Here is a 25,394-nt window from a genome sequence, read left to right on the forward strand (position 1 = left end):
CGGCGTACGTCCAGCTAAAACTCAGCTCGTGAATTTAGTGTGTGCCTTATGGACGGCAAATTGCGAGTGCACGGCCATTTCAATGGCCTGAAGACGACCCTCCTGTTCGGGTTGATGTGGGGCGTCATCATGCTCATCTGGTGGGCCACCGGCGGCTCACGAGGCACCCTCGGCATCTACATCGTCATCGGACTGGTCACCACATTCGGCTCCTATTGGTTCTCCGACAAACTCGCCATCGCCTCGATGGGCGCACGCGAGGTCAGCGAGGCGGAGGCCCCCACCCTGTACAAGATCGTTCGGGAGCTGTCGGCCAGGGCTGGAAAGCCGATGCCGCGCATCTACATCGCGCCGACGATGAGCCCGAACGCATTCGCCACCGGGCGCAACGAGCGCCACGCGGCGGTCTGCTGCACGCAGGGCATCCTCAGAATCCTCAACGAGCGTGAGATCCGTGGCGTACTCGGCCACGAGCTCATGCACGTGTACAACCACGACATCCTCACCTCCGCGATCGCCTCGGCGATGGCCACCGTCATCACGTATCTCGGCTACTCCCTCATGTACTTCGGCGGCGGCACCTCGCGCGACGATCGCGAGAACTCCTCCGGCGGACTCGGGCTGATCGGCGTTCTGCTGAGCATGATCCTCGCGCCGGTCGCGGCATCGCTCATCCAGATGGCGATCTCCCGCACACGTGAATACGATGCTGACGAGGACGGCAGCGTGCTGACCGGCGATCCCGAGGCGCTCGCCTCCGCGCTCAACAAGATCTCCTACGGCGCGCAGACCACGCCGATGCGCAAGACCGCCGGCACGCAGTCGGTGTCCGCGATGATGATCGCGAACCCGTTCTCCGCTGCCGGTTTCTCCAAGCTGTTCTCCACGCACCCGCCCACCGAGGATCGCATCAATCGCCTCATGCAGATGGCGCAGGAGATGCGCGCCGCGCAGGCCGGACAGGTCTACGGCGGCATGGGAGGCGGCATGGGAGCCGCGCCTCAGGTGCGCTACTAGGTGACTAATTACAGCGTCAACTGTCAACTGCGTTGTCCACTGTGTGTCCACGGAAGCCATTAAAACGCCTCAACAATGACGAAGACCGTTGGAATTCCAACGGTCTCGAATGGAGCGAATGACGGGAGTCGAACCCGCCTCTACAGCTTGGGAAGCTGTCGTTCTACCGATGAACTACATTCGCGAAGGGTGCGTCTTTTGGACGCGAGCCACTAGTGTACCACGGCGGTGAGCCGCGGTACCGGCCGTCTCATTAAGCGGGACGCCCTCAGTTCTTCAGTTTCAGGTCAGTTCTTCAGCTCGAGCTTAGGGCTCATCTCGATGAGCTGCTTGACCGTCACGAACTCATAGCCCTGTGCACGCAGATCATCAATGATGCGCGGCAGCGCCTCGATGTCCTGCGTGCGGTCGCCGCCGCCGTCGTGCATGAGCACGATCGCGCCGTTGTGCGCATGCTGCATGATGTTGTCGTGGATCGCGTTCGCGCCCGGCCGCTTCCAGTCGAGCGTGTCGATATCCCACAGCACGTTCATGTCGATCAGATCGCCCGCATCCTTCCACTGCTGCACGCCGAACGCGCCGTAGGGGGAGCGCAGCACCTTCGTGTCGACGCCCGAGGCCTCCTTGGTCGCCTCGAATCCCTTCGTGATGTTGTCACGCAGTGCATCGCGATTCAGTTTCGGCATGTTCGGATGGTCGTAGCTGTGGCTCGCCACCTCATGTCCGTCGGCGATCATGCGCTTCTCGGCCGAGGCGAACTCCTTCGACTGCTGACCAAGATCGAAGAACGTGGCCTTGACGCCCTTCGACTTGAGGATGTCGAGCATCGGCGCGCTGTACTGGCTCGGTCCGTCGTCGAACGTCAGCGCGATCACCTTCTTGCCTTCCGGACGCGGACTGTACGAGCGCACGATCATGTCTTCGGGCTTCGTCGTCACGCCCTTGTCGACCTTCTTGCCGGATTTCTTGCCGACCCATGTTTCGGCGACGCCGTCCTTGCCGTGACGCAGCCGCACCTGGATCGTGCCGCCCCTGAGATCGACGTCGGCACCGTACGGTTCGGCGCGTTTGATGACGGTGTGCGCCTCGGTCACGTCCGCGCCCGAGTCAACGGTCACGTCCGCGTGATCCGGCACGACCATCTTCGACCAGTCCGATTCGGGGATGGCCTGGCCTCCGATGGCCGGCACGACCGCCTTGCCGCCGTGCTCGTCAAGCACCGAGCCGTCGATGGCGAGCAGGCGGCCGCGTTTGGCGCCGAAATCATCGTTCTTCTTGAGCAGCTTGTCGAGCGTCGTGTCGACGCGCGTGCGGACGACCTGATTGTTGACGGTCACGTTGATCGGACGCCAGTGGTCGTCCCACATCCAGGAGAATCCGGCGGCGAGCCCCGCGATCAGTCCGAGTGCGAGAATGACGAACATGGTGCGCATCCACAACGGCATGCGACGGCGAATGCGGACCGCGGTGCCGAATGACAACTCCTCCGGGGCGCCGGGGGTTCCGGGAGTGCCGGCGTCTCCGACGGAGGGGACGCCTTCGGGGATCTGCGCGCCACGGGAATCCCGCGTGTTGCGGGTCGGCCCATCCCATGCGTTGGGATCGTGCGAATCGTGCATGACACTCTCCTTAACCATGCTTATTACCGTCGCTCATTCTATGGTTGATTGGCGTGCGCAGGTAATCCGAAAGTAATGCTTTTGCGTAGATTCGTAAGGCTGTGTGATCGCGCAAAACGGCGGTATGAAGCCGAAATCGAGGGATGACAGTGGTGTGAGCGTTCACTAGGATTTCACTAGTAATACGGCGGATGGCTGTCGATGCATGGCGATCGTCATCTAATGAACGCGTCGGTGATCACTATGTGATCGGCGGACGGCGTGGCCGACGCCACACCATGCATTGGCCCCCTCTGACGGGACGTTGCCGTGAAGCAAACAACGAAGTTGTTTGTAGGCAACGTGCGAGCCGACAGGCGAGCCAGCAGACTGCGCGCGCAGCGTGTCAGCAATTGCAGGATGGGCTGGCAGCGAAGCTGACTGGGGGAGAGATAAAGATGATCGATCATTACGCGCACTATGGGGCAATCCCCGCTTCGCAAAGTGTCTGTGAGGCAACGCACATATGATTTGTGAGCGACGCGTGAAGCCGCGTCACCGCGACGCGGGATAATGTAATCATGACTATCGCAACGCCAGAACGCTATGCAGAGATGCTGGATGCCGCCCGTCGCGGCGGCTATGCCTACCCCGCGATCAACGTGACGAGCACGCAGACCCTGAACGCCGCTCTTCAGGGCTTCGCCGAGGCCGAATCGGACGGCATCATCCAGGTGTCGGTCGGCGGTTCCGCATACTTCTCCGGACAGGCGGTCAAGAACCGCGTCACCGGATCCCTTGCGTTCGCGGCGTTCGCGCACGAGGTGGCCAAGCAGTACCCGAACATCACCGTCGCGCTGCACACCGACCACTGCGCCGAGCAGTACCTCGACGAATGGGTCCGCCCGCTGCTTGCGTACGAGGCCGACGAGGTCGCGCACGGCAAGGAGCCGACCTTCCAGTCGCACATGTGGGATGGCTCGACGGTGCCGCTGGAGCGCAACCTCGACATCGCCGAGGAGCTGCTCGACAAGTCGCAGGCCGCGCACACCGTGCTGGAGATCGAGATCGGCGCGGTCGGTGGCGAGGAGGACGGTCAGTCCGCCGCGATCGATGACAAGCTGTACTCGACGCCGGAGGACGGCGTGAAGGTCGCACAGCGTCTGGGATTGGGCGAGCGTGGTCGCTACATGGCCGCGTTCACGTTCGGCAACGTGCACGGCTCGTACAAGCCGGGCATGGTCAAGCTGCGTCCGGCGCTGCTCGGCGAGATCCAGAACGAGGTCGCGCAGGCGGTGCTCGACGGTCGCGTGGCGTCCGCCGCGGGTGCCGTCGACTTCCCGGCCGGCAAGCCGTTCGAGCTCGTCTTCCACGGCGGCTCCGGCTCGACGCCCGAGGAGATCGCCGCCGCGGTCTCGTACGGCGTCGTGAAGATGAACGTCGACACGGACACCCAGTACGCGTTCACGCGCGCGATCGCCGGTCACATGTTCGAACACTACGATGCGGTCCTGAAGGTCGATGGCGAGGTCGGCAAGAAGAAGTTCTACGACCCGCGCTCGTGGGGCAAGAAGGCCGAGTCATCGATGGCGCAGCGCGTCGTCGAGGCATGCCAGGAGCTCGGCTCCGCCGGCCGCGCCCTCAAGTAGCGTCTCAAGTGAGACTGCGTCGGGGGCGGGTAGAGGGCGTACGGTAGGCTGTTTCGCGGCGGAATCGAGCGTATGCGGAGGTGCGTTATGCCTGGAATTGTGTTGATCGGTGCCCAGTGGGGAGACGAAGGTAAGGGTAAGGCAACCGATCTGATCGGCACGAAGGTCGACTATGTCGCGCGTTTCAACGGCGGCAACAACGCCGGCCACAGCGTGGTTGTGGGCGATGAGTCCTACGCGCTGCATCTGCTGCCCTCCGGCATCATCAACCCGAACCTCACCCCGGTGATCGGCAACGGCGTCGTCGTCGATCCTGAGGTCCTGTTCCAGGAGATCGACGGCCTCGAGGCCCGCGGCATCGACTGCTCCCACCTCAAGGTGAGCGAGGCCGCGCACATCATCGCGCCGTATCATCGCACGCTCGACAAGGTCACCGAGCGCTTCCTCGGCAAGCACAAGATCGGCACCACCGGTCGCGGCATCGGCCCGGCCTACGCGGACAAGATCAACCGCGTCGGCATCCGCGTGCACGACCTGTTCAACGCCGAGCACCTGCACGACAAGGTCGAGGCGAGCCTGCACCAGAAGAACCAGATCCTCGTCAAGCTGTACAACCGCCGCGCGATCGACGTCGACCAGACCACCGACGAGCTCCTGAAGCTCGGCGAGCGTCTCAAGCCGTACGTCGCCAACACCGGCCTGATCCTCAACAAGGCGCTCGACGAGGGCAAGACCGTACTGTTCGAAGGCGCGCAGGCCACGATGCTGGACGTCGATCACGGCACCTACCCGTTCGTCACCTCCTCCAACCCGACCGCCGGCGGCGCATGCACCGGTACCGGCGTCGGCCCGACCAAGATCAATCGCGTGGTCGGCGTCTCCAAGGCGTACGTCACCCGCGTGGGCGAGGGCCCGTTCCCGACCGAGCTGTTCGACGAGTCCGGCGAGTGGCTGCGTCAGCAGGGCCACGAGTTCGGCGTGACCACCGGCCGTCCGCGTCGCTGCGGCTGGTTCGATGCGGTCGTCAACCGCTACGCCAGCCAGGTCAACGGCCTGACCGATCTGGTCCTGACCAAGCTGGACGTGCTCACCGGTCTGAAGGAGATCCCGATCTGCGTCGCATACGACGTCAACGGCGAGCGTCACGACGACATGCCGACTGATCAGGCCGCGTTCGCCGCCGCCAAGCCGATCTACGAGACGATGCCGGGCTGGACCGAGGACATCTCCAACTGCCACAGCTTCGACGAGCTGCCGGCCACCTGCCAGGCGTACGTCAAGCGCCTCGAGGAGCTGTCCAACTGCCGTATCTCCGCGATCGGCACCGGTCCGCAGCGCGATCACATCATCTCCATCCACTCGCTGATCGACTGATTCGACTGCGCAGGCCGCGGCCGATCGCCGACTGGACGTGAGTCACATGCCCGAATATTTCGCCGAACCGGATCCCTCCACGCAGGAGATGACCGCCGCGCACGCGCGCTCGTACGCGGTGGCCGCACCGCATCCCAAAGGGGCGGCCGCGGCCGAGCGACCTCCGCAGATTCCGCTCGCGCCGGTCAAACGCGTGCAGGCGCAGTTCAATCCACTCGCCGACGGCATGATCTATCTGGTCGTGTTCCTGGGCGGCGCGATCGGCACGGCGATGCGGTACGGCCTGTCGCTGGCATTGCCGGCTCCGGCGGCGGAAACCGGGTTCTTCAGCGCGTTCCATACGGCCACGTTCATCGCCAATATGGCGGCCTGCTTCATGTTCGCCGCGCTGACGGCGTACATGTCGCAGGCGTCGTGGATCCGCAAGCGTGTGCGCCAGCTCACCTCGCGCGGCATCGGCATGGGCATGTGCGGCGGATTCTCCACCCTGTCCGCGATGGTCATCGAGGAGCTGACGTCGATCCACGGCAGTCAGATCGGCGGATTCCTGTTCTACATGTTCGTCAGCTTCGCGGTCGGCATGCTCGTCGCCGCGGCCGGCGCATGGCTCGCCACAAGCGTCGCCTCGCGTCGGTCGGCGCGCATCGCGGCCGGTGCGATCAATGCGCGCGCCGGTCACAAGGCGCCGAAGTCGAAGCGCTTCTTCGGGCTGGGAGATCGCATCGCCGACGATCCGGTCGTGCACGTCGTGGATGACACGTCGTCCGTGTTCATCGACGTGCGCTCCTCCACTCCGCCTGCGGGTGACTACGGCCAGCCCGTCCCCGCCGCACGCACCGTGCAGACGGGCGCGGGCGCGGCCGGCGGGGTTCCGGAGTCGATGCCGGATGCCACGGCGATCCCGTCATACGAGCCCGCTCCGATCACCGACGAGATCCCGATGGTGGGTGATCCCGCCACCGGAGGCACACGCGAATCGCACCCCGAGAGCGGTGTCCACGGTGCTGCCGCCGGCAACGAGCGCACGTTCCTGTACCGAGACGCGGAGGAGTGGCGCTGATGACGTTTCTTCTGGTATGCCTATGCGGCGGACTCGGCGCGATGACCCGTTTCGTGGTCAACACGTCGATACAGCGTTGGTGGAACAGGTCGTTCCCGTTGTCCACGTTCGTGATCAACGTGATCGCCACGTTCTGCGCCGGCATCGCCGCTGGCGCCTATGCGAAGGGCGGTGTCGTCGACCACAGCACCTACCTGCTGTTCGTCACCGGTTTCCTCGGCGGATTCTCGACCTTCTCCACCGCCATCAACGAAATGGTCTTCCTGCTGCGCACCCGCAAGTGGGCGATCGGCGCCGCCTACATCGCCGCCACGATCATCATCCCCCTACTCTGCGTAGCCGCCGGCTGGTGGATAGTCTCCCTCTAGCCACCAGCCCTTGCCCCTTGTCCCCTAACAAATTCGCACTGACGTCTCGCACCTGAAACCGGACGATTTTGGCTGGAACCGGGGTTGGGCCGGCGTATGCGATACACGACTGTAGGCTTGGCCAAACGGCCTTGAGTGTGTCGTGTATCGCATACGCCGGCCCAACCCCACACACAGGCAGACCAGGAAAGCCGATCGTCAGTGCGACCACACCGCCGCATCCGGGTCGAAGTCCGGGTTGTACCCGTCGTCATCCCCGTCAGCACCGGAGTTGTTCTCGTAGTACGTCGACTCGTCGTCGATGACGCCGGCATCGGCCTCCTCGAGCAGCGTGTCGATGTCCTTCTTGTTGAGCACCTGCTTCGGCAGCACGTTCTCGATGTAGCTGGTCACGGCCTCGCTCATCGGTACGTCGTGACCGGCCTTCTCCGCGAGGAACCAACGGTGGTCGAGCACCTCGTGGAAGAACTGCGCCGGTTCGATCTGCGAACGGTACTTGGCCGGGATCGAGCGCACGGTCGGCTCGAACACCTCGCGCATCCAGTCGGTCGCGACGATCTCGAGATCCTCACCGTCGCGCCACGTGGAGGCGCGGTAGGCGTCGAGGTCGTTGAGCAGTCGACGGGCCTGGTTCTCCTGCACGTCGAGACCGGTCAGGCGCAGCAGCTTGCGGTTCGCGTAGCCGGCGTCGACGACGCGCGGACGCACGAGCACGCGCTTGCCGCCCTCCTCGGTCTTCATCTCGAGCTCGTCGACGTCGAAGCCGAGCTCGTTGAGCTTGTTGACGCGCTTCTCGATCTTCCACATCTCGTCCGGACCGAACTTGTCGGTGTCGGTCAGGGCGCTCCACAGCGAGTGGTAGCGGTCGACCAGACGGTTGCCGACCTCGATCTCGTCGACGTCGTCAGGCAGCAGCTTGCCGGAGCTCAGATCCATCAGTTCGCCGATGATGTTCGTGCGCGCCAGATCGATGTCGTATTCGCGCTGGCCGTTGGTCAGGTTGACCTGCAGGTCACCGGTCTCGGCGTCGACGAGAAACGCGGAGAACGCGTCGGCATCGCGCAGGAACAGGATGTTCGACAGGGAGACGTCGCCCCAGTAGAAGCCGGCCAGGTGCAGACGCACGAGCAGCACGGCGAGCGCGTCGATCAGACGTTCGGCGGTGTCGTGCTGCAGGTTGCGGGCGAAGAGCGCGCGGTACGGCAGGGAGAACTTGAGATGCTTGGTCACGAGGATCGCCTCGAGCGGTTCTCCTTCGCGGTTGTGACGTCCGGTGACGACCGCGATCGGGCGGACGGCCGGCAGTTCGAGCTTCTGCAGGCGGCGCAGGATCTCGTACTCGCGCTCGGCCATCTGACGCGTGATCTCCTTCATCGCGTACACTTCGTCGCCCACGTGGACGAAGCGCACGACGTGGCGGGAGATGCCTCGCGGCAGGTTGGCGAGCAGTTCGGCGGGCCAGGTGGCCAGCGGCTGCTCCCACGGCAGCGTGAACATCTTCGGGTTCGAGCTGGCCGCGGTGATCTTCAGCGCCTGCGGCTCCGGCGTATCGGCGGTGTCGTCCTCCGCCTTGACGCTGGTGGCCTTCGCCGCGCGCGGATCCAGCTGCGAGAGTCCCGACAGGTTCATGGATGATTGCATCTTTGCCTCGTTCCTACGTGTATTCGGCCTTATTTATTCGGCTTATTCGGCCGCTTCGGCCGCCTTGCGTCGCGCGTTGGCCACGGCGTACAGGCTGATGCCCGCCGCCACGGACGCGTTGAGTGATTCGACCTGGCTGGAGATCGGGATGCCGGCCACGGCGTCGCACGCCTCGCGCACGAGACGGCTCACGCCCTTGCCTTCCGACCCGAGCACGACGACCAGCGGATCGGTCTCAAAACCGGTTTCACCCACGGTCTTGTCGCCGCCGCCATCCAGAGCCACGACGTAGTAGCCGCGCTCCTTGAGGCTTTCGATCGCCTTGGTCAGGTTGACCACGCGGCACACCGGCAGGTGTGCGGCCGCGCCGGCCGACACCTTCCACGCGGCGGCGTTCACCGACGCGGAGCGACGCTCGGGCAGGATCACGCCGTTCGCGCCGAACGCGGCGGCCGAACGGATGACCGCGCCGAGGTTCTGCGGGTCGGTCACGCCGTCGAGCGCGATGAACAGCGGACGCGCGGACAGCTTCGCGGCCGTGGAGTTCGCCGCCTCCATCGCACGCGACTTCTTGTCCGCGCGATCGGCGAGCTCGGCGAGCGACGAGTACTGGTACGGATCGACCTTGAGGATCACGCCCTGATGGTTGCCGGAGCGGGCGATGCGGTCCATCTCCAGTCGATCGGCCTCCAGCATGTGCAGGCCCTGCGTGCCGGCCAGCTTGACGATCTCACGCGTGCGGTCGTCGTGCTCGATGCGCGACATGATGTACAGCGTGGAGCTCGGCACGCCCACGCGCAGCGCCTCCAGCACCGAGTTGCGGCCGAACACCAGATCCGTGGTGTCCGACGACGCGAACTTGTCGACGCGGCGGCGTGCGGCCAGTCGGGGATCGGCCAACTTGCGGCGATCGGCGACCTTCTTCGCCTTGTATGCCTTGTGATAGACGCGATCCTCGGCCTTGGGCGTCGGTCCCTTGCCGCGAAGCGCGTTGCGATGCTTGCCACCCGACCCCTTGGTCGGTCCTTTCTTCATAACCATAACGGTCATTGTCTCACAAGCCCCAACCGAACGGTCTGCATGTGCGGTCGGGAAGCTGCCGGACGCCGACGGCAAGCCGCCCCGCCGCCCCCGAGTAGGGTATTGAGGGTGAAACAACGGCGCACATTGTTCGGTTTGCCCCTGCTGTACTGGGGCCTGTGGCTGGCGATCCTGATCCTATGGATGGGACGGTTCGTCACCTCGTTCCTGTCGATCTACCTGGTCTCCGCGCTGCACATCGACGAAGGCGTCGTCGGCGCGGTCGTCGCGATGTACGGCTTCGGGTCGATCATCGGATGCCTGTTCGGCGGCACGCTCTCCGACAGGTTCGGCCGACAGTCGATGATCATCATCGGCGAGATCGGCGCGGCCATCGCCCTGCTGGTCGTCTCCGCGCTCGCCGATCCGATCGCGCTCGGCGCGACCCTGTTCGTCTACGGCGCGTTCGCCTCGCTGCCGAGTCCCGCGATCGCCGCGTACATCGCGGACGTGGTTCCGGTCGAACGCCAGCAGCGCGCGTACGTCCTGCAATCGTGGGCGATCAACTTCGGCTACGCGATCGGCCCTATCATCGCCAACCAGCTGGTCAAGGTGTCGTATTCGCTGATGTTCTACGTCGAGGCCGCCGTGATGCTCGCCGTGACGATCCTGCTCGTCGGATTCTTCCGCGAGGTGCGGCATCTGGGCATCGCCGTGCCCAAGCCGGGGGACGCCGCCGTCAGGGCCGACTCCGACGTCGCCCCCACCTCCCTGCGCGACAACTGGCACAGGGTCCTCACCGACTGGCCGTTCCTCGCGTTCTCCGTGCTCATGTTCGGCTACTACCTCGTCTACTTCCAGTCGACCTCCGGACTGCCGATCGCGATGACGAACCTCGGCATGGGACTCGGCGAATACTCCGTGCTCCTGACCATCAACGGGTTCATGCTGTGCGCGCTGCAGATCCCCGCGATGAAGCTGTTCGCGCGCATGGGCAACTCGCGCGTGCTCGTCGCCGGACTCGCCGTCACCATCATCGGCTACGCCGTGCAGATCGTGGCCGGATCGTGGGGCGGGTTCGCGCTCGCCGTCGTGCTGTGGACGCTCGGCGAGCTGGGCACGTTCCCGATCGCCACGACGATCGTCGCCGCGATGGCTCCCGCCTCCGCGCGAGGCACGTATCAGGGCGTGTACAACGTGCTGTGGTCGCTGTCGATCGCGCTCGCGCCGCTGATCGGCGGCGGCGTGATCAGCCGGTTCGGCGGACGGACGCTGTGGATCGCCTGCACGATCGCCCTCATCGCCGTGACCGCCGGCATGAGCGCGACCAAGGGGTCGCGGGACCGCGCGATGAGTAGGAATCTCGCGAAAGCCCTCTAATAGGCAACACCCCTTACGCCGTGCGATGACTGCTCCACACCCATATGGAATAATGGCAATCGTATGCATCGGCGTCGGTTTGCGCCGGTGCCCATAACCGCGCAGTCCGATGCGCGTCGGGGGAGACAACCCGGCCGCCGCACGGACTGACTACTCCGCGGCTATACCAAGGAGAAACACATGGTTGATCAGAAAGGTCAATCCACCGCGCCCGCGGTATCAGAGGAAGTGCGCGCCCAGCAAGCGCTGATGGGCGACGTCGATCCGAGCCTGACCGATGCGGCCGAGGTCGCCAAAGCATTGAACGTTGACCCGAACGTCGGCCTGAGCGAGGCCGAAGCCAAGCGTCGACTCGAGAAGTTCGGCCCGAACGAGCTGGCCAGCGCGCCGCCCGTGCCGAAATGGAAGAAGTTCCTGGCCCAGTTCCAGGACCCGCTCGTCTACCTGCTGATCGCCGCCACCGTCATCTCGGTGATCGCATGGTTCATCGAGCGCGGACACGCCGCCCCCGGCGCGGAAGGCGGCGAGGCGCTGCCGTTCGATGCGATCGTCATCGTCCTCATCCTGATCGTCAACGCCGTCCTCGGCTACATCCAGGAGGCGAAGGCCGAGGCCGCGGTCGAGGCGCTCGCCCAGATGACCGCGCCGCAGACTTCCGTGCTGCGCGACGGCAAGGTCGTGCGCATCAACACCGCTGAAGTCGTCCCCGGCGACGTGATCGTTCTCGCGGAGGGCGACTCCGTCTCCGCCGACGGCCGACTCTTCACGGCCGCCAGCCTGCGCATCGCCGAAGCGTCGCTCACCGGCGAATCCGTGCCGGTCGGCAAGAAGCCGGACACGCTGCCCGAAGCCAAGGCACTGGGCGACCGCGCCAACATGATCTTCAACGGCACCTCCGTCACGCAGGGCACCGGCCGCGCGATCGTCACCGGCACCGGCATGAACACGCAGGTGGGCAAGATCGCCGATCTCCTGTCCGCCACCGAGGACGAGCAGACGCCGCTGCAGAAGGAGATGGACTACGTCTCCAAGATCCTTGGGCTAGCGGTGTGCATCATCGCGGCCATCGTGCTCGCCGCGCTCGCGATCCTCGAAGGCTTCCACACCACGCAGGACATCATCGACTCCCTGCTGCTCGCCGTCTCGCTCGCCGTGGCCGCCGTGCCCGAGGGCCTGGCCGCGATCCTCACCGTCGTGCTCGCGCTCGGCGTGCAGCGCATGGCGATGCACAATGCGATCGTCAAGAAGCTGCATTCGGTCGAGACGCTCGGCTCCGCGTCCGTCATCTGCTCGGACAAGACCGGTACGTTGACGCGCAACGAGATGACCGTCGAACGCGTCGTCACCCCGTCCGGCGAGGTGCAGATCACCGGCACCGGCTACGCGCCGGAAGGCAAGATGGTCGCCTCCGACGGCTCGTCGCTCGCCGATGCGCCGGCTCTGCGCGCCGAGGTCATTGCGACCCTCGCCGCCGGCACGCTCGCGAACGATGGCGACCTGCGCAAGGAGAACGGCAAGTGGGAGATCGTCGGCGATCCGACCGAGGTCTCCCTGATCGTCGCCGCGCGCAAGACCGGCGCGATGAAGGGCTACGAGCAGTTCACCCGCGTGGCCGAGGTGCCGTTTACCTCCGAACGCAAGCGCATGTCGATCATCGCGAAGGACGAGACCGAGGGCGGCAAGCTCACCGTCTTCGCCAAGGGCGCGCCGGACGTGCTGCTCGGCTTCTGCTCGCGCATCGCCGTCGGCGGACAGGTCCGTCCGCTCACCGAAGGCGATCGCCAGACGATCCTCGCGACCGTCGAACGCCTCTCCTCCGAGGCGTACCGCACGCTCGGCCAGGCGTATCGTCCGCTCGGCACCGCGAACCTGTCCGAAGTGCCCGGCGTGCGCGCCAACGCCGCCGGACAGGTCACCGACATCGCCGACCAGTCCGAGGCGATCGAAACCGACCTCATCTGGAACGGCATGGTCGGCATCATCGACCCGCCGCGCACCGAGGTGCGCGACTCCGTGGCCGAAGCGCACCGCGCCGGCATCCGCGCCGTCATGATCACCGGCGACCACCCGCTGACCGCGGCCCGCATCGCCTCCGACCTCGGCATCATCGACAAGGGCGGCAAGGCCCTCACCGGCGACCAGCTCGACGCGCTCACCGATCAGGCCGCGTTCGACAAGGCCACCTCCGAGGTGTCCGTGTACGCGCGAGTCGCCCCGGAGCACAAGCTCAAGATCGTCGAATCGCTGCAGCGTCAGGGCAACATCGTCGCGATGACCGGCGACGGCGTCAACGACGCCCCGGCCGTCAAGACCGCCGACATCGGCGTGGCGATGGGCATCACCGGCACCGAGGTCACCAAGCAGAGCGCGAAGATGATCCTCGCCGACGACAACTTCTCCACCATCGTGGCCGCCGTGCGCGAGGGCCGCGTGATCTTCGACAACATCCGCAAGTTCCTGCGCTACCTGCTGAGCTCGAACGTGGGCGAGGTGTTCACCGTGTTCTTCGGCGTCGTGTTCGCCGGATTCCTCGGCATCACCCAGCCCGGCACGCAGGGCGTGACCGTGCCGCTGCTCGCCACCCAGCTGCTGTGGATCAACCTCCTGACCGACGCCGCGCCGGCGCTCGCGATGGGTGTCGACCCGCAGACCGAGGACGTGATGAACCGTCGTCCGCGCAAGGTCACCGATCGTGTGATCGACGCCTCGATGTGGGGCGACATCATCTACATCGGCGTGATCATGGCCATCGTGACGCTGATCGGCATGGACATGCACCTGGCCGGCGGCCTGTTCACCGACCGTTCCGTCGACGCGCTCGGCCATGACGCGCAGATGACCGAGGCCCGCACGATGGGCTTCACGATCCTCGTGTTCGCGCAGCTGTTCAACGCGATCGCCTCGCGCTCCCACGCGCAGTCCGCGTTCGTCGGCCTGTTCTCGAACAAGTGGCTGTGGGGTGCGATCGGCCTGTCCATCGTGCTGCAGCTCGTCGTGATCTACGTGCCGTTCCTCAACTCCGCGTTCGGCACGACCCCGCTGTCGGCGCTGGCATGGGTCGAGTGCATCGGTCTGGCCGCGTTCGTGCTCGTCGCCTCCGAACTGCGCAAGTGCGTCCTGCGCGCCATGGAGAAGCGCTGACCTCTCTCATGCGCTCGGCTCCCCTTGTCAGGGGAGCTGGCCCGCGAAGCGGGACTGAGGGGTAGTCACCCGGTACGAATCTGCTCGGCTCTGATTCGCTAAGCGCTAATCAATAGGCGGGCATCCTTGCAGGAATCGGACGATATACGTCCGTCCTCCGCAAGGATGCCCGCCCTTCTCATAATCAATTGGAGCCTGAGTAGGTGCCGCCGGCATCGTTGGAGCTGCCGGATCCGGTCGAACCGGAACCCATCCCGGCACCAGAGCCGGTCGAGCCGGAGCCGGTGCCGGCGCCCGATCCCGAACCGCCCTGCGACTGCTCGGGCTCCTCGGCCTGTTGATCCTCCATATCCTGACGCTGCTGCTCCTGCTGTTGCTGGAGCTTCTGCTGCTCCTCCTGAGCCTTCTGCTGCGCCTCGGCCTGCGCCTTCTGATCGGCCTGCGTCTTGGCGCCCATCGACGCATTGACGCTCTCCATCGCCTTCTGCAACGCCGAATTCGCGCTGTCGACCTCGCTTTGCGAAGGATTCGACTTCGACGCCACGCTGTTCGCGTTGGTGATCGCATCCTGCAGCGCGGTGCGCGTGCTTTCGTCGGCCACCTTGCCGGTCGAACTGCTGAGCAACGACTGTGCGGACGAGATCGACGTGTTCAGCGACGACTTCAGCGAATCGGAGGTCTTCGACTTCTTGGCCGCGTTCACCGCATCGATCGCGTCGTCGATCTTCTCCTTGAGCGAGTCGGCGTTCTGCGCCGCGATGGTGAACTGCTGCGCGTTCGACTTGAAGTCGTCCTTCGACATGTCCGTCTTGCAGGTCGCGTTCGTGGAGCTGTTGCCCGCGTCGGCGATCGCCTGATTGAGCGTGTCCAGCGCGGTTGCGTCGGACAGCTGATCGGCGGTCGTCGACGAGACGGTCTGCTGCCCCTTCGCGATCGAGGCCTTCAGACCGGCCGCCGACCCCTTGTACTGGAGCTCCGCGGCCGTGCACGCCGCGTACGTGACCTTGCCGCTGCCCGCGGCGAAGAGCCACACGCCGCCGCCGATCAGCGCGATCGCCACGATCGCGCCCACGACGATGCCGGCGATCGCGCCGCCGGACAGGCCCTTCCTGCGATTGCTGCGGCGCGAGTTACGGCCGTTGTCGCCGTTGCCGTTGGAGGAGCTGCGATCATTATTGTTATCCTCGTTGTCCTCGCCGTCGTTCGGGGCGATCGACGGTGGCATGACCGGCGGCTGCCCGGCTGCGGCCGTATTCGGCTGATTTTGTCCAAGCGGCTGCGCCGGCGGGAACGATTGGGCTGCAGGGAACGGCTGTGCAGGCGGGAACTGGGCGTTCTGTCCGAATACCTGCGTCGGCTGCCCGCTGTCGGCGATATTGCCGGCGGCCATGCCGGTACCTTGCGTGAACGGCTGCGCCGCCGCCTGATTCAGCGCATTCGGGTCGAACACCTGCGTGCGTTCCTCGCGCAGATCAGCGGATTGCGTCGATCGCGGTGCCGCCTGAGGCTGAAACGCCTGCGGCTGGGCTGGGGCGTACGGCTGTGCAAACGCCTGCGTCGGCTGGGAGGCAGGAACGGAAGGCACGACAGGCGTGACCGGTCCGGTAACGGGTTGCGTAAATGCCTGCGTCGGCTGTGCGGATTGCGGCTGAGCGGCGGGCTGCTGCGCCGGCTGCGCGAGCTGGGCGTAGGTCTGCGAGGGCAGCGGAGGGAGATCCTCGTCCGCGAGCGGATCAAACGCCTGTGTGGTCTCCAGCTCGGTTGGAGGTTCCGGAGCGGGAGCCGCCTGTGGCACCGCGACGGTCGGCTGCTCATATCCGGTAACGGGCTGTGTAAACGCCTGCGTCGCGGCCGGTTGGTCCGCCTGCGGCTGTTGCGCTCCCTGCTTGGCTTTGTTCTGGAAATCGAAGTGGAATTCGCCACTTGGATCGGTCATGTTTGTCCCCCTGTCTGTCCCTGTCCAATTAACGATGAAGCCAGACTGCCGTTGCCGGCCGCCTGGCTTTTACGACTCAGTCGTCGATGTGCGCGCGATAGAAGTTCTCGTACGAGCGACTCGGCGTCGGCCCGCGCTGCCCCTGATAATGCGATCCGACGCCCTTCGAACCGTACGGATGCTCGGCCGGCGAGCTCAGCTGGAAGAAGCACATCTGGCCGATCTTCATGCCTGGCCACAGCTTGACCGGCAGGGTCGAGACGTTCGACAGCTCCAGCGTGATATGCCCCTCGAAGCCCGGGTCGATGAATCCCGCGGTCGAATGCGTGAGAATGCCGAGACGACCCAGCGAGCTCTTGCCTTCGAGTCGTGCCGCGATCGTCGAATCGAGTTTGACGTACTCCCACGTCGATCCGAGCGCGAACTCGCCCGGATGCAGGATCCACGGCTCATCCGGGCCGACGGCGAACTGCTCGGTGAGCGCGCCCTGATTCTCGGCCGGATCCACGTACGTGTACGCGTGATTGTTGAACAGTCGGAAGAACCGGTCGAGCCTGACGTCGATCGATGCGGGCTGGACCATCTCCGGGGTCCACGGGTCGAGCGAGATATGTCCCTCCGCCTGCGCGGCCAGGATGTCGCGGTCGGACAACAGCATGGGAAGCTCCTCACGGGTGAATCGTCAAAATACTGCGTCCAAGTCTAGTGTCAGCCCGCGATGCGCGCCATGAGACGGCCGTCGGCATCGAGTTCTGCGTCAACCGTCCTAGGACGGGTATACGGGGCTGGATCATGTCCCGTGCGAGGATGGCCGTTGCAGGAAACCGCTTTTTCGTCAATCAAATGCGACGATGTGTCGTATTATTGTGGATAACTTCGCCGTTGTGGCTATTCCGAGGCGCTCAGACTGTGGATAATTCACCAAAAATCGACATTTTTCAGGAAACTCACAGCGAAACACCGCGTGTGGCTCAGAAAAAAGTGGTTATCTATAAACCGTCAGCAAGAGCCGACCCGGAGCGTGAGCCCCCGACAATTGAACCTTTCTTCTTCTCTCCTTTCTCTGGCCCCGGTGGAACCCCCACCGGGGTTTTCTTTTCCCTGTCGTTCTGCAGGGGACACGTGACCCTGATTCATCCCTGAGACCGACGAATGCGCGAGCTCGCGGCGGTAGACTGAAGGCAGCATAGAGCACAGCACGGGGTCGGTGATGTTGGCGACTCCGACGAAGGGGAGGCGAAGGGAAAGCGCCATGGCCGACAACGAATACGACTTCTTCGCGAACGGCAACGGTCCGGATAGCGCAGGCGGATACGACGAATACGACGGCGACGACGGCTCGCGTCGCAGACACCGCCCGCGTGCCGGCCGCACCACCACCTATCGCGCCGGATTCGGCTCCGAGCCGGCCCGCCGCAGCAGGACCGCCGCGATCATCGCACTGATCGCCGGCCTCATCGCCGTCGTATTCGGCGCGCTCTCTGCCGCTCACGAATCCGCGCCGGCCCTCGTCGACCCGGACGGCAAGGTGCCGGGACGCTATATCGCCCTCACCTGTGCGATCTGCATCGCGATCGCCTTCATCGCCGTGATCGTCGCGAAGGCGAATCTGCCGCGCAACAGCCGTCGGCATCGGGTCGCGGCGGGCGGCATCGTCACGCTGCTGGTCGCCGGACTCCTGCTTGCGTTCGGCGTCGTGTGCGGCGTGCTGTTCCCCGACGGACTGTTCAAACCGGCCATCCGCGACGAGGCGCCGGTGGACAGCGGCGAGTCGATGCGATTCGGCATCGAACGCGCGACCGGCGAATGCAAGGCCGGGTGGACCGACCTCGACGTGGCGGCGTATCCCGGTGTCAAGAACGCGTCGCTGTGCGCCGAGACGCGCGTCGCCTACGTTCTGTTCGACTCGAACACCACGAAACGACTGTACGACAACCCGCTGCAGGGCAAGATCTCGGAGATGCTCACGCAGAACGCCGACGATCCGGCCACGAAGGGCGATTGGCGGCTGCTCTCCGGCAACGAGTGGATCGCCTTCGGCCCGGCCGACAGCATGACCACGCTCGAACACGAGTGGGGCGGCGAACTCACCACGATCACCCCCGCGGGAGACGCCGGAGATGCCGACGGCAAATCATGACGACCGTGAAGGCCTCCATGGGATATTGGCGTGGAGGATCCAGAGCTGATCGTCGAGATTGGTATCCAGCACTCCGCCAAGCCGTTCGATCTGCCGGCGATGCATGTCGAGTCCACGTCCGGAGCGTTCGGCCTCGTCCAATGTCGTCTGTCCGGCATCGTTGGTTTCGAAGATCTCAACGCCATCGGGTGTGACGTCGATGCTGAGAATATAGGCCTCACGGCCCTTCACGGCATGCCGCTGGATGTTGGTGCCGATTTCCTTGAGTAGGGCGAGTGTTTCCTCTTCGGCATCGTGCGTGGTGACAAGCGATTCGCCGTGTATCGTCGCTTCGCCATGATATCCGAGGAAATCCAGATAATGCTTGGTCTCGGACAGCTGATCATGAAGCCGTTCCATGAATGGCGACGTATGCTGTGCGCTGACGTTACGTCCCGACAGATAGTCGATGACGGCATGAGCCTGAACGAACGCGGATTGACTGCGTTGCAGCACGACATTCCATTCGGGATCATCGGGATGCTGATGTGCAATGGCCGAGATGCAACTCAGATCATTGGTCAACGTATCGTGCATGCGCACGGCAACTTTGGCATTGGCGTGCAGTCTGGCGTTCTCCTGTTCCGCGGCGAGATGCTCCTGTGCGATCTTCTGTATCCGAAGATTGTTCTGATGAAGATTGAACGCATAACCGATGATCCAAGCGGTAACCGATGGCAGCGCCAGTTTGACGATGGTGGTGATCACGGAGATACCCAGTTGATCGTCGACAATGCCATTGCTGATTGCGTTTCCGATCGCTGAGATTGCGACGGCGGCAATGCCATCCCGATACGGATGAAGGTAGGTGAGTATTCCGATGGCGATGAGTATGGAGAAATCCTGAATGACCGTGTATCCCCAGGAATGTCCAAACGGCAGCGAGGACACGCAGAAGCATGCGACCGCTATCCACTGCATCATGCGCGGTGCCGCGGGAGTGGCGATGATGCATGCCGCCAAAAGCGCGGAGACGGTGGTCATGATCATTCCGGACGGGGGTGCGGATAGCCATTCCAGAACGAGGATGAGGGCGTCTATCGCGGCGGTGATGGAGATCCCAGGATGGCTCCGTAGATGGTCGAGGGGAATCTGAAGTGCTGATTGTAAGCGTTGCATCATCATGGTGACATGTACGTCCTCTTCATCGGCTGCGAAGACGCAGCCATGCGCTGATGAGTTCCTTGCGGCTGGAGCATCCGAGTTTCTCTGATGCGCGCGCGAGATAGGTGCGTACGGTGTTTTCGGACACATCCATGCTTTTGGCGATGCGTGCGGCGGTCATGCCGCGGCACCATGCGTTCACGGCTTCGATTTCACGCGCGGACAGATCGTTTTTCCTTTCGGCCTTGACTCGTTCGTATGCCATAGCGGTATCGTCGAACGCGACTTTGGACCCGCCATCCCACTGCCGATCGTCGGCGACGGTCTGCAAGGCGTCGGCCATGTGCTGAACGTCGTTCTTGCTGATGATGCCCTGTGCGCCCGCCTCGGCGGCTTCGCGTGCGTAATCCTCAAGCGTGAACGAGGTCATCGCCAGAATGCGTATGTCCCTGTTCTCGCGTCGGATGGCTCTGATGGCCATGGGGCCATTGATGCCGCTCATTGACATGTCGATAAGTAGTACCCGCGGAGGGTCGAACGCGTTTGTGCATCGTTGGATGGCCTTGTCGCCGCTATCCGCGGGAGGCAGCAGGTCAAAGTCGGGTAAAGCCTTGCCGAGAAACGAATGCAACGCCATCAGCGTGATGTGGTCATTGTCCACGATCAGCAGCGTATTCCGCTTGTGCTCCATGGTTGAGCAGTATATCCGGCCTGCGTCGCCGTCATCGAAGCCGACTTCGGAGTTGTCATCCAAACCGATGACGGCCAGCGCTTCACGTCATCGTTTCCGATTACACGCCTTTTGCTGCAAGAACCGCCACGGATATCGTGAAGTCGCAATCGCGTAATCAAAACGATGAAGGAGCATGATGCATCGGTTGTTGAGGATCGCCGTGCTGTTGGATGTGGTGGTGGCCGTGCTGGCCGGTGCGCTGTTCGCGGGCATGGTGGGATCGTGGTTCCCTCTGGGTGGCGCGGGTGCGGTGCAGGTGACAAGCGCACAGAACGCGAACGTATCCGTGATCGGAGCGGTGGCTGAGGATCATCATGTCGTGGCGGCCAAGCTGATCTCTGATTCGGCGGACGCCAATGGCGCCGATGTGCTGCTGATCGCAGGCATGCATGAGCATGATGCCCGCTCCGTTTCGTCGGCGCCCAAGCCCGGTGAGACGGCACGCAGCTACGTGTTTGGCGATCGGATTGTGGTGCGTGAGGCGGATGCGCTCACCGCGCCGACCGGCCGATGGATCATGTATGGGGATGCGGGCGACGTGCGCGCGTTCGCCGCCGCCCTGCGCGTGAAGGGGTTGAAGACTGACCTGCCGGAGATCGCATCGGCCCGTTACCTGTTGGGACAGTTCATGCAGACGCCGTTGGTGGTGTTACCGTTGTTCGTATTCTGTTTGACCTTGGCGGCCGGACTGGTGGCGTCTTCGGCGATGATGAAACGTCGTGCGATCCAGTCGTTCCATGGCATGTCCCGTGCGATGGCGGTCACCCGTGAACTTGGCGACGATTGGTTCGTCGAAGGTGCCGGCATGGCCATGGGTGCGATCCTGTGGATTATCGGATCGGGCGTGGTCTGGGGGTTCGCGCCGAACCGACTGCCGTTCCTGATCGTTGTCGTCACGAGCGTCGGATTCCTTGCCGTGATGCTGCTGGCATCCCTGTTGGCGGTGCTGTCGGTCGCCGTGCTGGTACCGCGCGTGCTGGATCAGGTCAAGGGCAGACGTCCATTGCGTGCGATCATGGCGGTGTCCGTTGTGGCGTTGCTGGCATGCGCGGTTGGCGCATCATCCACGTCGGCAATCGCCATGGATGCGATCAGTCAGGCATCGGCGGCGCACCACGCGGCCGCACTCGCGGCTGAAGCGCCGAACGCCTACGCGCTGTCGTTTTGGAATATGACCGACGAGGAGACCGGCCAGTATATGACTCGTTGGCGGTCGTTCACTGATGGCCTCGACCGTCAAGGTCATTTGGAGCTCGTCGACTATGAGCCACACTGCATGCTCGATCAGCTGAACGGGCGCACGTTCGAGGCGAGTCAACCTTGTCTGACCGTCAATCCGACCGCCGCCCGACAGCTTGGCATTCCCTACGATCATGCCGCTGAGGACAAAGCACAACTAATCCTGCCAGCTAGCATGCAAGGAGAACGGAACCGACTGATGGATGCGTTGAGACGGCTCGTCAATGTGGAGCGTGACCTCGCCGACAGGGTCGACGGCATTCACCTGCCCGATACCCCCATCGCGTCCGGCATCCCCGGTAGTCACCTGAGCGATGATCTGACGGTACGCCTGTACACGCCATCCGCAATCCAGAACAATGCCACGCAACTGCGCGGGACGATGATCATCGTCATGCCGGCAACCGCGATATCCCCGTCGAACAGGCTTTCCTACGCCAGTCAGGGAAGCGTTCTGTTCGCCGCTCAAACGGCAAAGCAGCTTGCCGACTGGCTGCAGACCTACAATCTGACCGGGCTGGTTGCCTCGGCACAGAACACGGTCGAACAGGCACGCTCTCAAGCCGCGCAGGCGAGACAGGCGGTTCTGGAATACGGGCTCATGGCCTTGGCCACCGTCATGGGTCTGGCCATCGTGGCCGCGACTCTAGGCGACGGATACTGTCAGCGTCAGCGTCAGCGCCTGTTCGTCCAATACATCCATGGGGCGGATTTCGTGCGACGATACGGATCGCATATCCTCACAACTCTTGTCTGCCTGATCGCCGGCATTCTCGCCGCGCAGCCGTGGCAGAGCAGCGGTCAATGGCCATTGCCCGCCGCTCTGATCATGCTGGCGGGTATGACGGCGACCGTCATCACCCTGATCATATGGGATCGGCGAATGCGCGCCGACACCATCAAGCAATCCTGAGCATCAACAGACACGCGATATCACGCATCCAAGGAGCAATCATGGCTGACGTCTTCAACCCAACACAAACAGCAACCGATGCAACCGGAATGATGCATCCTCTTGCAGCGCTCGACGCGCAAGGACTGACGAAAAGCATCGACGGACGCATCCTATGGCATGATCTCGGATTCCATATCGAACCCGGCACCATCACCGCCATCACCGGACCATCCGGCGCGGGCAAGACCACCCTGCTCAACGCGATCGGTCTGCTCGAACCAATCGATCGGGGCGCCATCACCTATGGTCACCAACGTCTCGATCAGCTGAATCGCGGGAGTGTCCGCCGCCTTTACCGCGAGACGTACGGCTTCTTGTTCCAAAATTATGCGCTTGTCGACCAGTGGACCGTCGGCCGAAACCTCGAGCTTGCCATGTCCAGCGCGGGCGTTCCGCGATCCCGCCGTGCACGTCTCGCCTCACGCAGCCTCGCTCAGGTCGGGCTGACAGACAAGCGCGACGCCAAGGTGTACACGCTCTCGGGCGGCGAACAGCAGCGGGTCGCCATCGCCCGACTGCTCACCCGCAGCCCGCGCATCGTCCTTGCCGATGAACCGACCGCCGCCCTCGACCCGAACAACGTCACGCGCGTCATGAATCTGCTGCGCGGCCTCGCCGATCAGGGGGCCATGGTCATCATGACCACGCACAACCCGAATATCGTCTCCCTGACCGATCGGCACATCACGCTGATGCCCGATGGTCGAGCGTGAATAGGAGCTGTGTCGCGACTCACAGGGGTGAACTGCACGTCGATTGGCGATGAAGCGCTGCGGATGAGGCACAATAGAGGCGGAACCGTTTGTGCCGGCGAACATCATGAAGCACCATCGAGCACCGTTGAGCGAAGAGGCGAGACATATGACCATTGACCTGATCGAAGCGCAGTACTCGCGCGGCGGGGGAGCGACGCATCCCACGCATCCGATGTTCCTCTGCCTGCACGGCTGGGGGTCGAACGAGATGGAGATGGCCGATCTCATGCGCCAGATCGCGCCGTACAACGACTACGCGTCCCTGCGCGGCCCCGTCCGGCTGGCCGGCGGCGACGCGTTCTCGCCCGGCGCGTACGCCTGGTTCGGCGAGCGCCTGCCGGTGGGGGAGGACCTCGATCGCGCCGCCTACGATCTCGCGATCTCGATCGACCGGTGGGTGACGAACAACCTGCCCAACGAACGCGAAGTCGTGCCGCTCGGCTTCTCGCAGGGCGGCCTGCTGGCCGTGCACCTGCTGCGCGTCAACCCGAAACGGTATCGCGCGGTCGTCTCGCTGTCCGGATACATCGCGCCCGGCATCGTGCCCGGAACCGCGCCGGCCGACGGGATCCTCGAGAACTACAACGTGCCGGTCTTCTACACGTACGGCAAGAACGACGACGTGATGCCCAAGTACGAGCTCTTCGCCGCGCAGGCATGGCTGGGCGAGCATACGTGGCTGACGACGAAGAGCTACCACGGGCTCGACCACAACGTCAGTCTCGAGGAGCTCACCGACCTGCGCCAGTGGCTGCTCGACCACGACATCACGTCGGGGATCCTGTAGGCGGGCATAAAGGAGGGGCTCCCCTTGCCAGGGGAGCTGGCCCGCGAAGCGGGTCTGAGGGGTAGTCACTGTGATGCCGAACTCATGTTCCGAGATATAGACTGGGCCGCGTGAATGCAGCGATCGATGAGAATCATCTGGACGAATCCCCGCGCGGTCTGACCATCATGGCCGTCGTGGGCGTGTTCGTCGGCATCCTGTCCGGCATGTTCGGCATCGGCGGTGGCACCATCATCGTCCCCGCCCTCGTCTGGCTGGGCCTGACCCAACGCCATGCGGCCGCCACCTCGATGATGGCGATCGTGCCCACCGCCATCTCCGGCGTCATCTCCTACGCCGTCGAGGGCAACGTCGACTGGATCGCCGCAGCCCTCGTGTTCGCCGGCATGTTCGTCGGCGGGCAGATCGGCTCGTGGCTGCTGTCGAAACTGCCCGAAATCGCACTGCGATGGGCGTTCGTCGCGTTCCTCGTCTTCGTCATCATCAATCAGGCGATATCGAATCCGTCGCGCGACTCGCACATCGACATGCACCCGATCATGGCGCTCGGACTCATCGCGTTCGGCGTGATCGCGGGCGTGCTCGCCGGACTGCTCGGCATCGGCGGCGGCGCGATCTGCGTGCCGGCGCTGTCGATCATCTTCGGGGCGAGCGACCTGATCGCGCGCGGCACGTCGCTGCTGGCGATGTTCCCCAACTCGATCACCACGTCCGTCGCGAACGTCAGACGACATATGGTGCATGTGAAGGCGGCGGTCATCATCGGCGTGGTCGCGGCCATCACCGCGCCGCTCGGCACGTGGATCGCCGGTGCGGTGACGCCGCGCACCGGCGCGATCATGTTCACCGTGTATCTGTCCGCACTGCTCGTGCGCTCGCTGTTCGTGGCGTTCAAGGCGATGCGGCGCCGGGATCACTGACGGCGGGTGGCGAAGAAATCGCCCAGGATCCGCGCGCATTCGGCTTCGCGCACGCCGCCGAACACTTCGGGCGTGTGCCCTACGTGCGGATCGCGCGGGATGTCCCAGATCGACCCGCATGCGCCCAGCTTGGCGTCCCACGCGCCGAACACGATCCGGCCGATGCGCGTCTGCAGGCACGCGCCCGCGCACATCGGGCACGGCTCCAACGTGACGACCAGCGTGCAGTCGGCGAGATTCCAATCGCCTCCGCGTGTAGCCGCCGCCTCGCGCATCGCGACGACCTCCGCGTGGGCGAGCGGATCGCCGTCGACCTCGCGGGTGTTGTATCCGCGGCCGAGAATCGCCCCGGACTCGTCATCGACGACGAGCGCGCCGACCGGCACATCGCCGGCGGCCGCGGCACGCCTGGCCAGCGCGAGCGCCTCATCCATCAGCCCGTCGAGCGTCGTGTGATCGAACATCATGAATCCCCAGTCTACGGACAGGCTGCGGATCACCCATATCGCCACGTGCTTAACGATTTCCTAACGGTGTT

At 64.2% G+C, this 25,394-nt stretch carries 20 protein-coding genes and 1 tRNA gene; 12 read left to right on the plus strand and 9 right to left on the minus strand.

Going from position 1 to position 25,394, the window contains the following annotated elements; genetic code table 11:
- Window positions 1-48: 48 nt before the first annotated feature.
- On the plus strand, window positions 49-1,017 hold the full coding sequence (htpX, locus tag EMB92_RS06920; protein ID WP_150394248.1) for a zinc metalloprotease HtpX: 969 nt from the start codon (window positions 49-51) through the stop codon (window positions 1,015-1,017).
- Between the two features lie 110 nt (window positions 1,018-1,127).
- Here htpX and EMB92_RS06925 read toward each other — a convergent pair.
- Window positions 1,128-1,201 (minus strand) — tRNA-Gly (locus EMB92_RS06925).
- Between the two features lie 103 nt (window positions 1,202-1,304).
- On the minus strand, window positions 1,305-2,462 hold the full coding sequence (locus tag EMB92_RS06930; protein WP_150394319.1) for a polysaccharide deacetylase family protein: 1,158 nt from the start codon (window positions 2,460-2,462) through the stop codon (window positions 1,305-1,307).
- 731 nt (window positions 2,463-3,193) lie between these two features.
- On the opposite strand from EMB92_RS06930, the gene fbaA reads away from it, so the two are divergent.
- The 4 genes from fbaA (at window position 3,194) to EMB92_RS06950 (ending at window position 7,066) form a co-directional block, all read left to right on the plus strand.
- Entirely contained in the window at window positions 3,194-4,264 is a 1,071-nt protein-coding gene (fbaA, locus tag EMB92_RS06935) for a class II fructose-bisphosphate aldolase (RefSeq protein WP_263390626.1), read from the plus strand.
- A gap of 87 nt (window positions 4,265-4,351) precedes the next feature.
- Window positions 4,352-5,638, plus strand: a complete 1,287-nt coding sequence (locus EMB92_RS06940) for an adenylosuccinate synthase (protein ID WP_043166193.1) — start codon at window positions 4,352-4,354, stop codon at window positions 5,636-5,638.
- A gap of 46 nt (window positions 5,639-5,684) precedes the next feature.
- Window positions 5,685-6,698 carry a fluoride efflux transporter FluC gene (locus EMB92_RS06945; protein ID WP_150394249.1) on the plus strand — a complete coding sequence of 338 codons (1,014 nt, stop codon included), beginning with the start codon at window positions 5,685-5,687 and terminating at the stop codon, window positions 6,696-6,698.
- On the plus strand, window positions 6,698-7,066 hold the full coding sequence (locus EMB92_RS06950) for a fluoride efflux transporter FluC (protein ID WP_043166192.1): 369 nt from the start codon (window positions 6,698-6,700) through the stop codon (window positions 7,064-7,066). The genes EMB92_RS06945 and EMB92_RS06950 overlap by 1 nt, the downstream gene beginning before the upstream one ends.
- A gap of 198 nt (window positions 7,067-7,264) precedes the next feature.
- Here the strand turns inward: EMB92_RS06950 and EMB92_RS06955 are convergent, their stop codons facing one another.
- Window positions 7,265-8,695, minus strand: coding sequence for a DUF4032 domain-containing protein (locus EMB92_RS06955; protein ID WP_150394321.1), 1,431 nt, complete (start codon window positions 8,693-8,695; stop codon window positions 7,265-7,267).
- A gap of 54 nt (window positions 8,696-8,749) precedes the next feature.
- Entirely contained in the window at window positions 8,750-9,748 is a 999-nt protein-coding gene (rlmB, locus tag EMB92_RS06960; protein ID WP_150394250.1) for a 23S rRNA (guanosine(2251)-2'-O)-methyltransferase RlmB, read from the minus strand.
- A gap of 108 nt (window positions 9,749-9,856) precedes the next feature.
- Between rlmB and EMB92_RS06965 the strand changes: the two genes are divergently transcribed.
- On the plus strand, window positions 9,857-11,107 hold the full coding sequence (locus EMB92_RS06965; RefSeq protein ID WP_190973597.1) for an MFS transporter: 1,251 nt from the start codon (window positions 9,857-9,859) through the stop codon (window positions 11,105-11,107).
- 180 nt (window positions 11,108-11,287) lie between these two features.
- Window positions 11,288-14,248, plus strand: coding sequence for a cation-translocating P-type ATPase (locus EMB92_RS06970; protein ID WP_150394252.1), 2,961 nt, complete (start codon window positions 11,288-11,290; stop codon window positions 14,246-14,248).
- Between the two features lie 184 nt (window positions 14,249-14,432).
- On the opposite strand, the gene EMB92_RS06975 is transcribed toward EMB92_RS06970, so the two are convergent.
- Both EMB92_RS06975 and dcd read right to left on the minus strand, forming a co-directional pair.
- Window positions 14,433-16,184: an FIVAR domain-containing protein gene (locus EMB92_RS06975; protein ID WP_150394253.1), complete on the minus strand. Its 1,752-nt coding sequence runs from the start codon at window positions 16,182-16,184 to the stop codon at window positions 14,433-14,435.
- A 76-nt stretch (window positions 16,185-16,260) separates the two neighbouring features.
- Window positions 16,261-16,842 (minus strand): dCTP deaminase, encoded by a 582-nt coding sequence (gene dcd, locus EMB92_RS06980; protein WP_043166187.1) that lies wholly within the window; start codon window positions 16,840-16,842, stop codon window positions 16,261-16,263.
- A gap of 594 nt (window positions 16,843-17,436) precedes the next feature.
- On the opposite strand from dcd, the gene EMB92_RS06985 reads away from it, so the two are divergent.
- The gene (locus EMB92_RS06985) at window positions 17,437-18,324 is read left to right on the plus strand and encodes a hypothetical protein (protein WP_150394254.1); all 888 of its coding nucleotides are present in this window, start codon (window positions 17,437-17,439) and stop codon (window positions 18,322-18,324) included.
- On the opposite strand, the gene EMB92_RS06990 is transcribed toward EMB92_RS06985, so the two are convergent.
- Window positions 18,319-19,488, minus strand: a complete 1,170-nt coding sequence (locus EMB92_RS06990) for a sensor histidine kinase (RefSeq protein WP_150394255.1) — start codon at window positions 19,486-19,488, stop codon at window positions 18,319-18,321. The two genes, EMB92_RS06985 and EMB92_RS06990, sit on opposite strands and share 6 nt — an antisense overlap.
- Window positions 19,489-19,507: 19 nt before the next feature.
- The gene (locus tag EMB92_RS06995; RefSeq protein WP_150394256.1) at window positions 19,508-20,158 is read right to left on the minus strand and encodes a response regulator transcription factor; all 651 of its coding nucleotides are present in this window, start codon (window positions 20,156-20,158) and stop codon (window positions 19,508-19,510) included.
- 175 nt (window positions 20,159-20,333) lie between these two features.
- Between EMB92_RS06995 and EMB92_RS07000 the strand changes: the two genes are divergently transcribed.
- The 4 genes from EMB92_RS07000 (at window position 20,334) to EMB92_RS07015 (ending at window position 24,856) form a co-directional block, all read left to right on the plus strand.
- A complete protein-coding gene (locus tag EMB92_RS07000; protein ID WP_150394257.1) occupies window positions 20,334-22,352 on the plus strand; it encodes a bacteriocin-associated integral membrane family protein in 2,019 nt (672 codons plus the stop codon).
- Between the two features lie 89 nt (window positions 22,353-22,441).
- Window positions 22,442-23,107 (plus strand): ATP-binding cassette domain-containing protein, encoded by a 666-nt coding sequence (locus EMB92_RS07005; RefSeq protein WP_223847612.1) that lies wholly within the window; start codon window positions 22,442-22,444, stop codon window positions 23,105-23,107.
- 148 nt (window positions 23,108-23,255) lie between these two features.
- Window positions 23,256-23,936 (plus strand): alpha/beta hydrolase, encoded by a 681-nt coding sequence (locus tag EMB92_RS07010; protein ID WP_223847613.1) that lies wholly within the window; start codon window positions 23,256-23,258, stop codon window positions 23,934-23,936.
- A 167-nt stretch (window positions 23,937-24,103) separates the two neighbouring features.
- Complete coding sequence (locus EMB92_RS07015) at window positions 24,104-24,856, plus strand: sulfite exporter TauE/SafE family protein (RefSeq protein ID WP_395951908.1); 753 nt, start codon at window positions 24,104-24,106, stop codon at window positions 24,854-24,856.
- On the opposite strand, the gene EMB92_RS07020 is transcribed toward EMB92_RS07015, so the two are convergent.
- The gene (locus tag EMB92_RS07020) at window positions 24,850-25,323 is read right to left on the minus strand and encodes a nucleoside deaminase (protein ID WP_223847614.1); all 474 of its coding nucleotides are present in this window, start codon (window positions 25,321-25,323) and stop codon (window positions 24,850-24,852) included. The genes EMB92_RS07015 and EMB92_RS07020 overlap by 7 nt on opposite strands.
- Window positions 25,324-25,394: the final 71 nt, after the last annotated feature.

The organism is Bifidobacterium callitrichos, from assembly GCF_008698085.1.
Taxonomy (GTDB): domain Bacteria; phylum Actinomycetota; class Actinomycetes; order Actinomycetales; family Bifidobacteriaceae; genus Bifidobacterium; species Bifidobacterium callitrichos.

What these genes read in the sequence shown, in the direction of transcription:
- htpX (WP_150394248.1), top strand. Translation starts at nt 49, where the DNA reads ATGGACGGCAAATTGCGAGTGCACGGCCATTTCAATGGCCTGAAGACG.
- EMB92_RS07020 (WP_223847614.1), bottom strand. Translation starts at nt 25,323, where the DNA reads ATGATGTTCGATCACACGACGCTCGACGGGCTGATGGATGAGGCGCTC.
- rlmB (WP_150394250.1), bottom strand. Translation starts at nt 9,748, where the DNA reads ATGGTTATGAAGAAAGGACCGACCAAGGGGTCGGGTGGCAAGCATCGC.
- EMB92_RS06995 (WP_150394256.1), bottom strand. Translation starts at nt 20,158, where the DNA reads ATGGAGCACAAGCGGAATACGCTGCTGATCGTGGACAATGACCACATC.
- dcd (WP_043166187.1), bottom strand. Translation starts at nt 16,842, where the DNA reads ATGCTGTTGTCCGACCGCGACATCCTGGCCGCGCAGGCGGAGGGACAT.
- EMB92_RS06930 (WP_150394319.1), bottom strand. Translation starts at nt 2,462, where the DNA reads ATGCCGTTGTGGATGCGCACCATGTTCGTCATTCTCGCACTCGGACTG.
- EMB92_RS06955 (WP_150394321.1), bottom strand. Translation starts at nt 8,695, where the DNA reads ATGAACCTGTCGGGACTCTCGCAGCTGGATCCGCGCGCGGCGAAGGCC.
- EMB92_RS06945 (WP_150394249.1), top strand. Translation starts at nt 5,685, where the DNA reads ATGCCCGAATATTTCGCCGAACCGGATCCCTCCACGCAGGAGATGACC.
- EMB92_RS07015 (WP_395951908.1), top strand. Translation starts at nt 24,104, where the DNA reads ATGGCCGTCGTGGGCGTGTTCGTCGGCATCCTGTCCGGCATGTTCGGC.
- EMB92_RS07000 (WP_150394257.1), top strand. Translation starts at nt 20,334, where the DNA reads ATGATGCATCGGTTGTTGAGGATCGCCGTGCTGTTGGATGTGGTGGTG.
- EMB92_RS07010 (WP_223847613.1), top strand. Translation starts at nt 23,256, where the DNA reads ATGACCATTGACCTGATCGAAGCGCAGTACTCGCGCGGCGGGGGAGCG.
- EMB92_RS06985 (WP_150394254.1), top strand. Translation starts at nt 17,437, where the DNA reads ATGGCCGACAACGAATACGACTTCTTCGCGAACGGCAACGGTCCGGAT.
- EMB92_RS06940 (WP_043166193.1), top strand. Translation starts at nt 4,352, where the DNA reads ATGCCTGGAATTGTGTTGATCGGTGCCCAGTGGGGAGACGAAGGTAAG.
- EMB92_RS06950 (WP_043166192.1), top strand. Translation starts at nt 6,698, where the DNA reads ATGACGTTTCTTCTGGTATGCCTATGCGGCGGACTCGGCGCGATGACC.
- EMB92_RS06990 (WP_150394255.1), bottom strand. Translation starts at nt 19,488, where the DNA reads ATGATGATGCAACGCTTACAATCAGCACTTCAGATTCCCCTCGACCAT.
- EMB92_RS06975 (WP_150394253.1), bottom strand. Translation starts at nt 16,184, where the DNA reads ATGACCGATCCAAGTGGCGAATTCCACTTCGATTTCCAGAACAAAGCC.
- EMB92_RS06970 (WP_150394252.1), top strand. Translation starts at nt 11,288, where the DNA reads ATGGTTGATCAGAAAGGTCAATCCACCGCGCCCGCGGTATCAGAGGAA.
- EMB92_RS07005 (WP_223847612.1), top strand. Translation starts at nt 22,442, where the DNA reads ATGATGCATCCTCTTGCAGCGCTCGACGCGCAAGGACTGACGAAAAGC.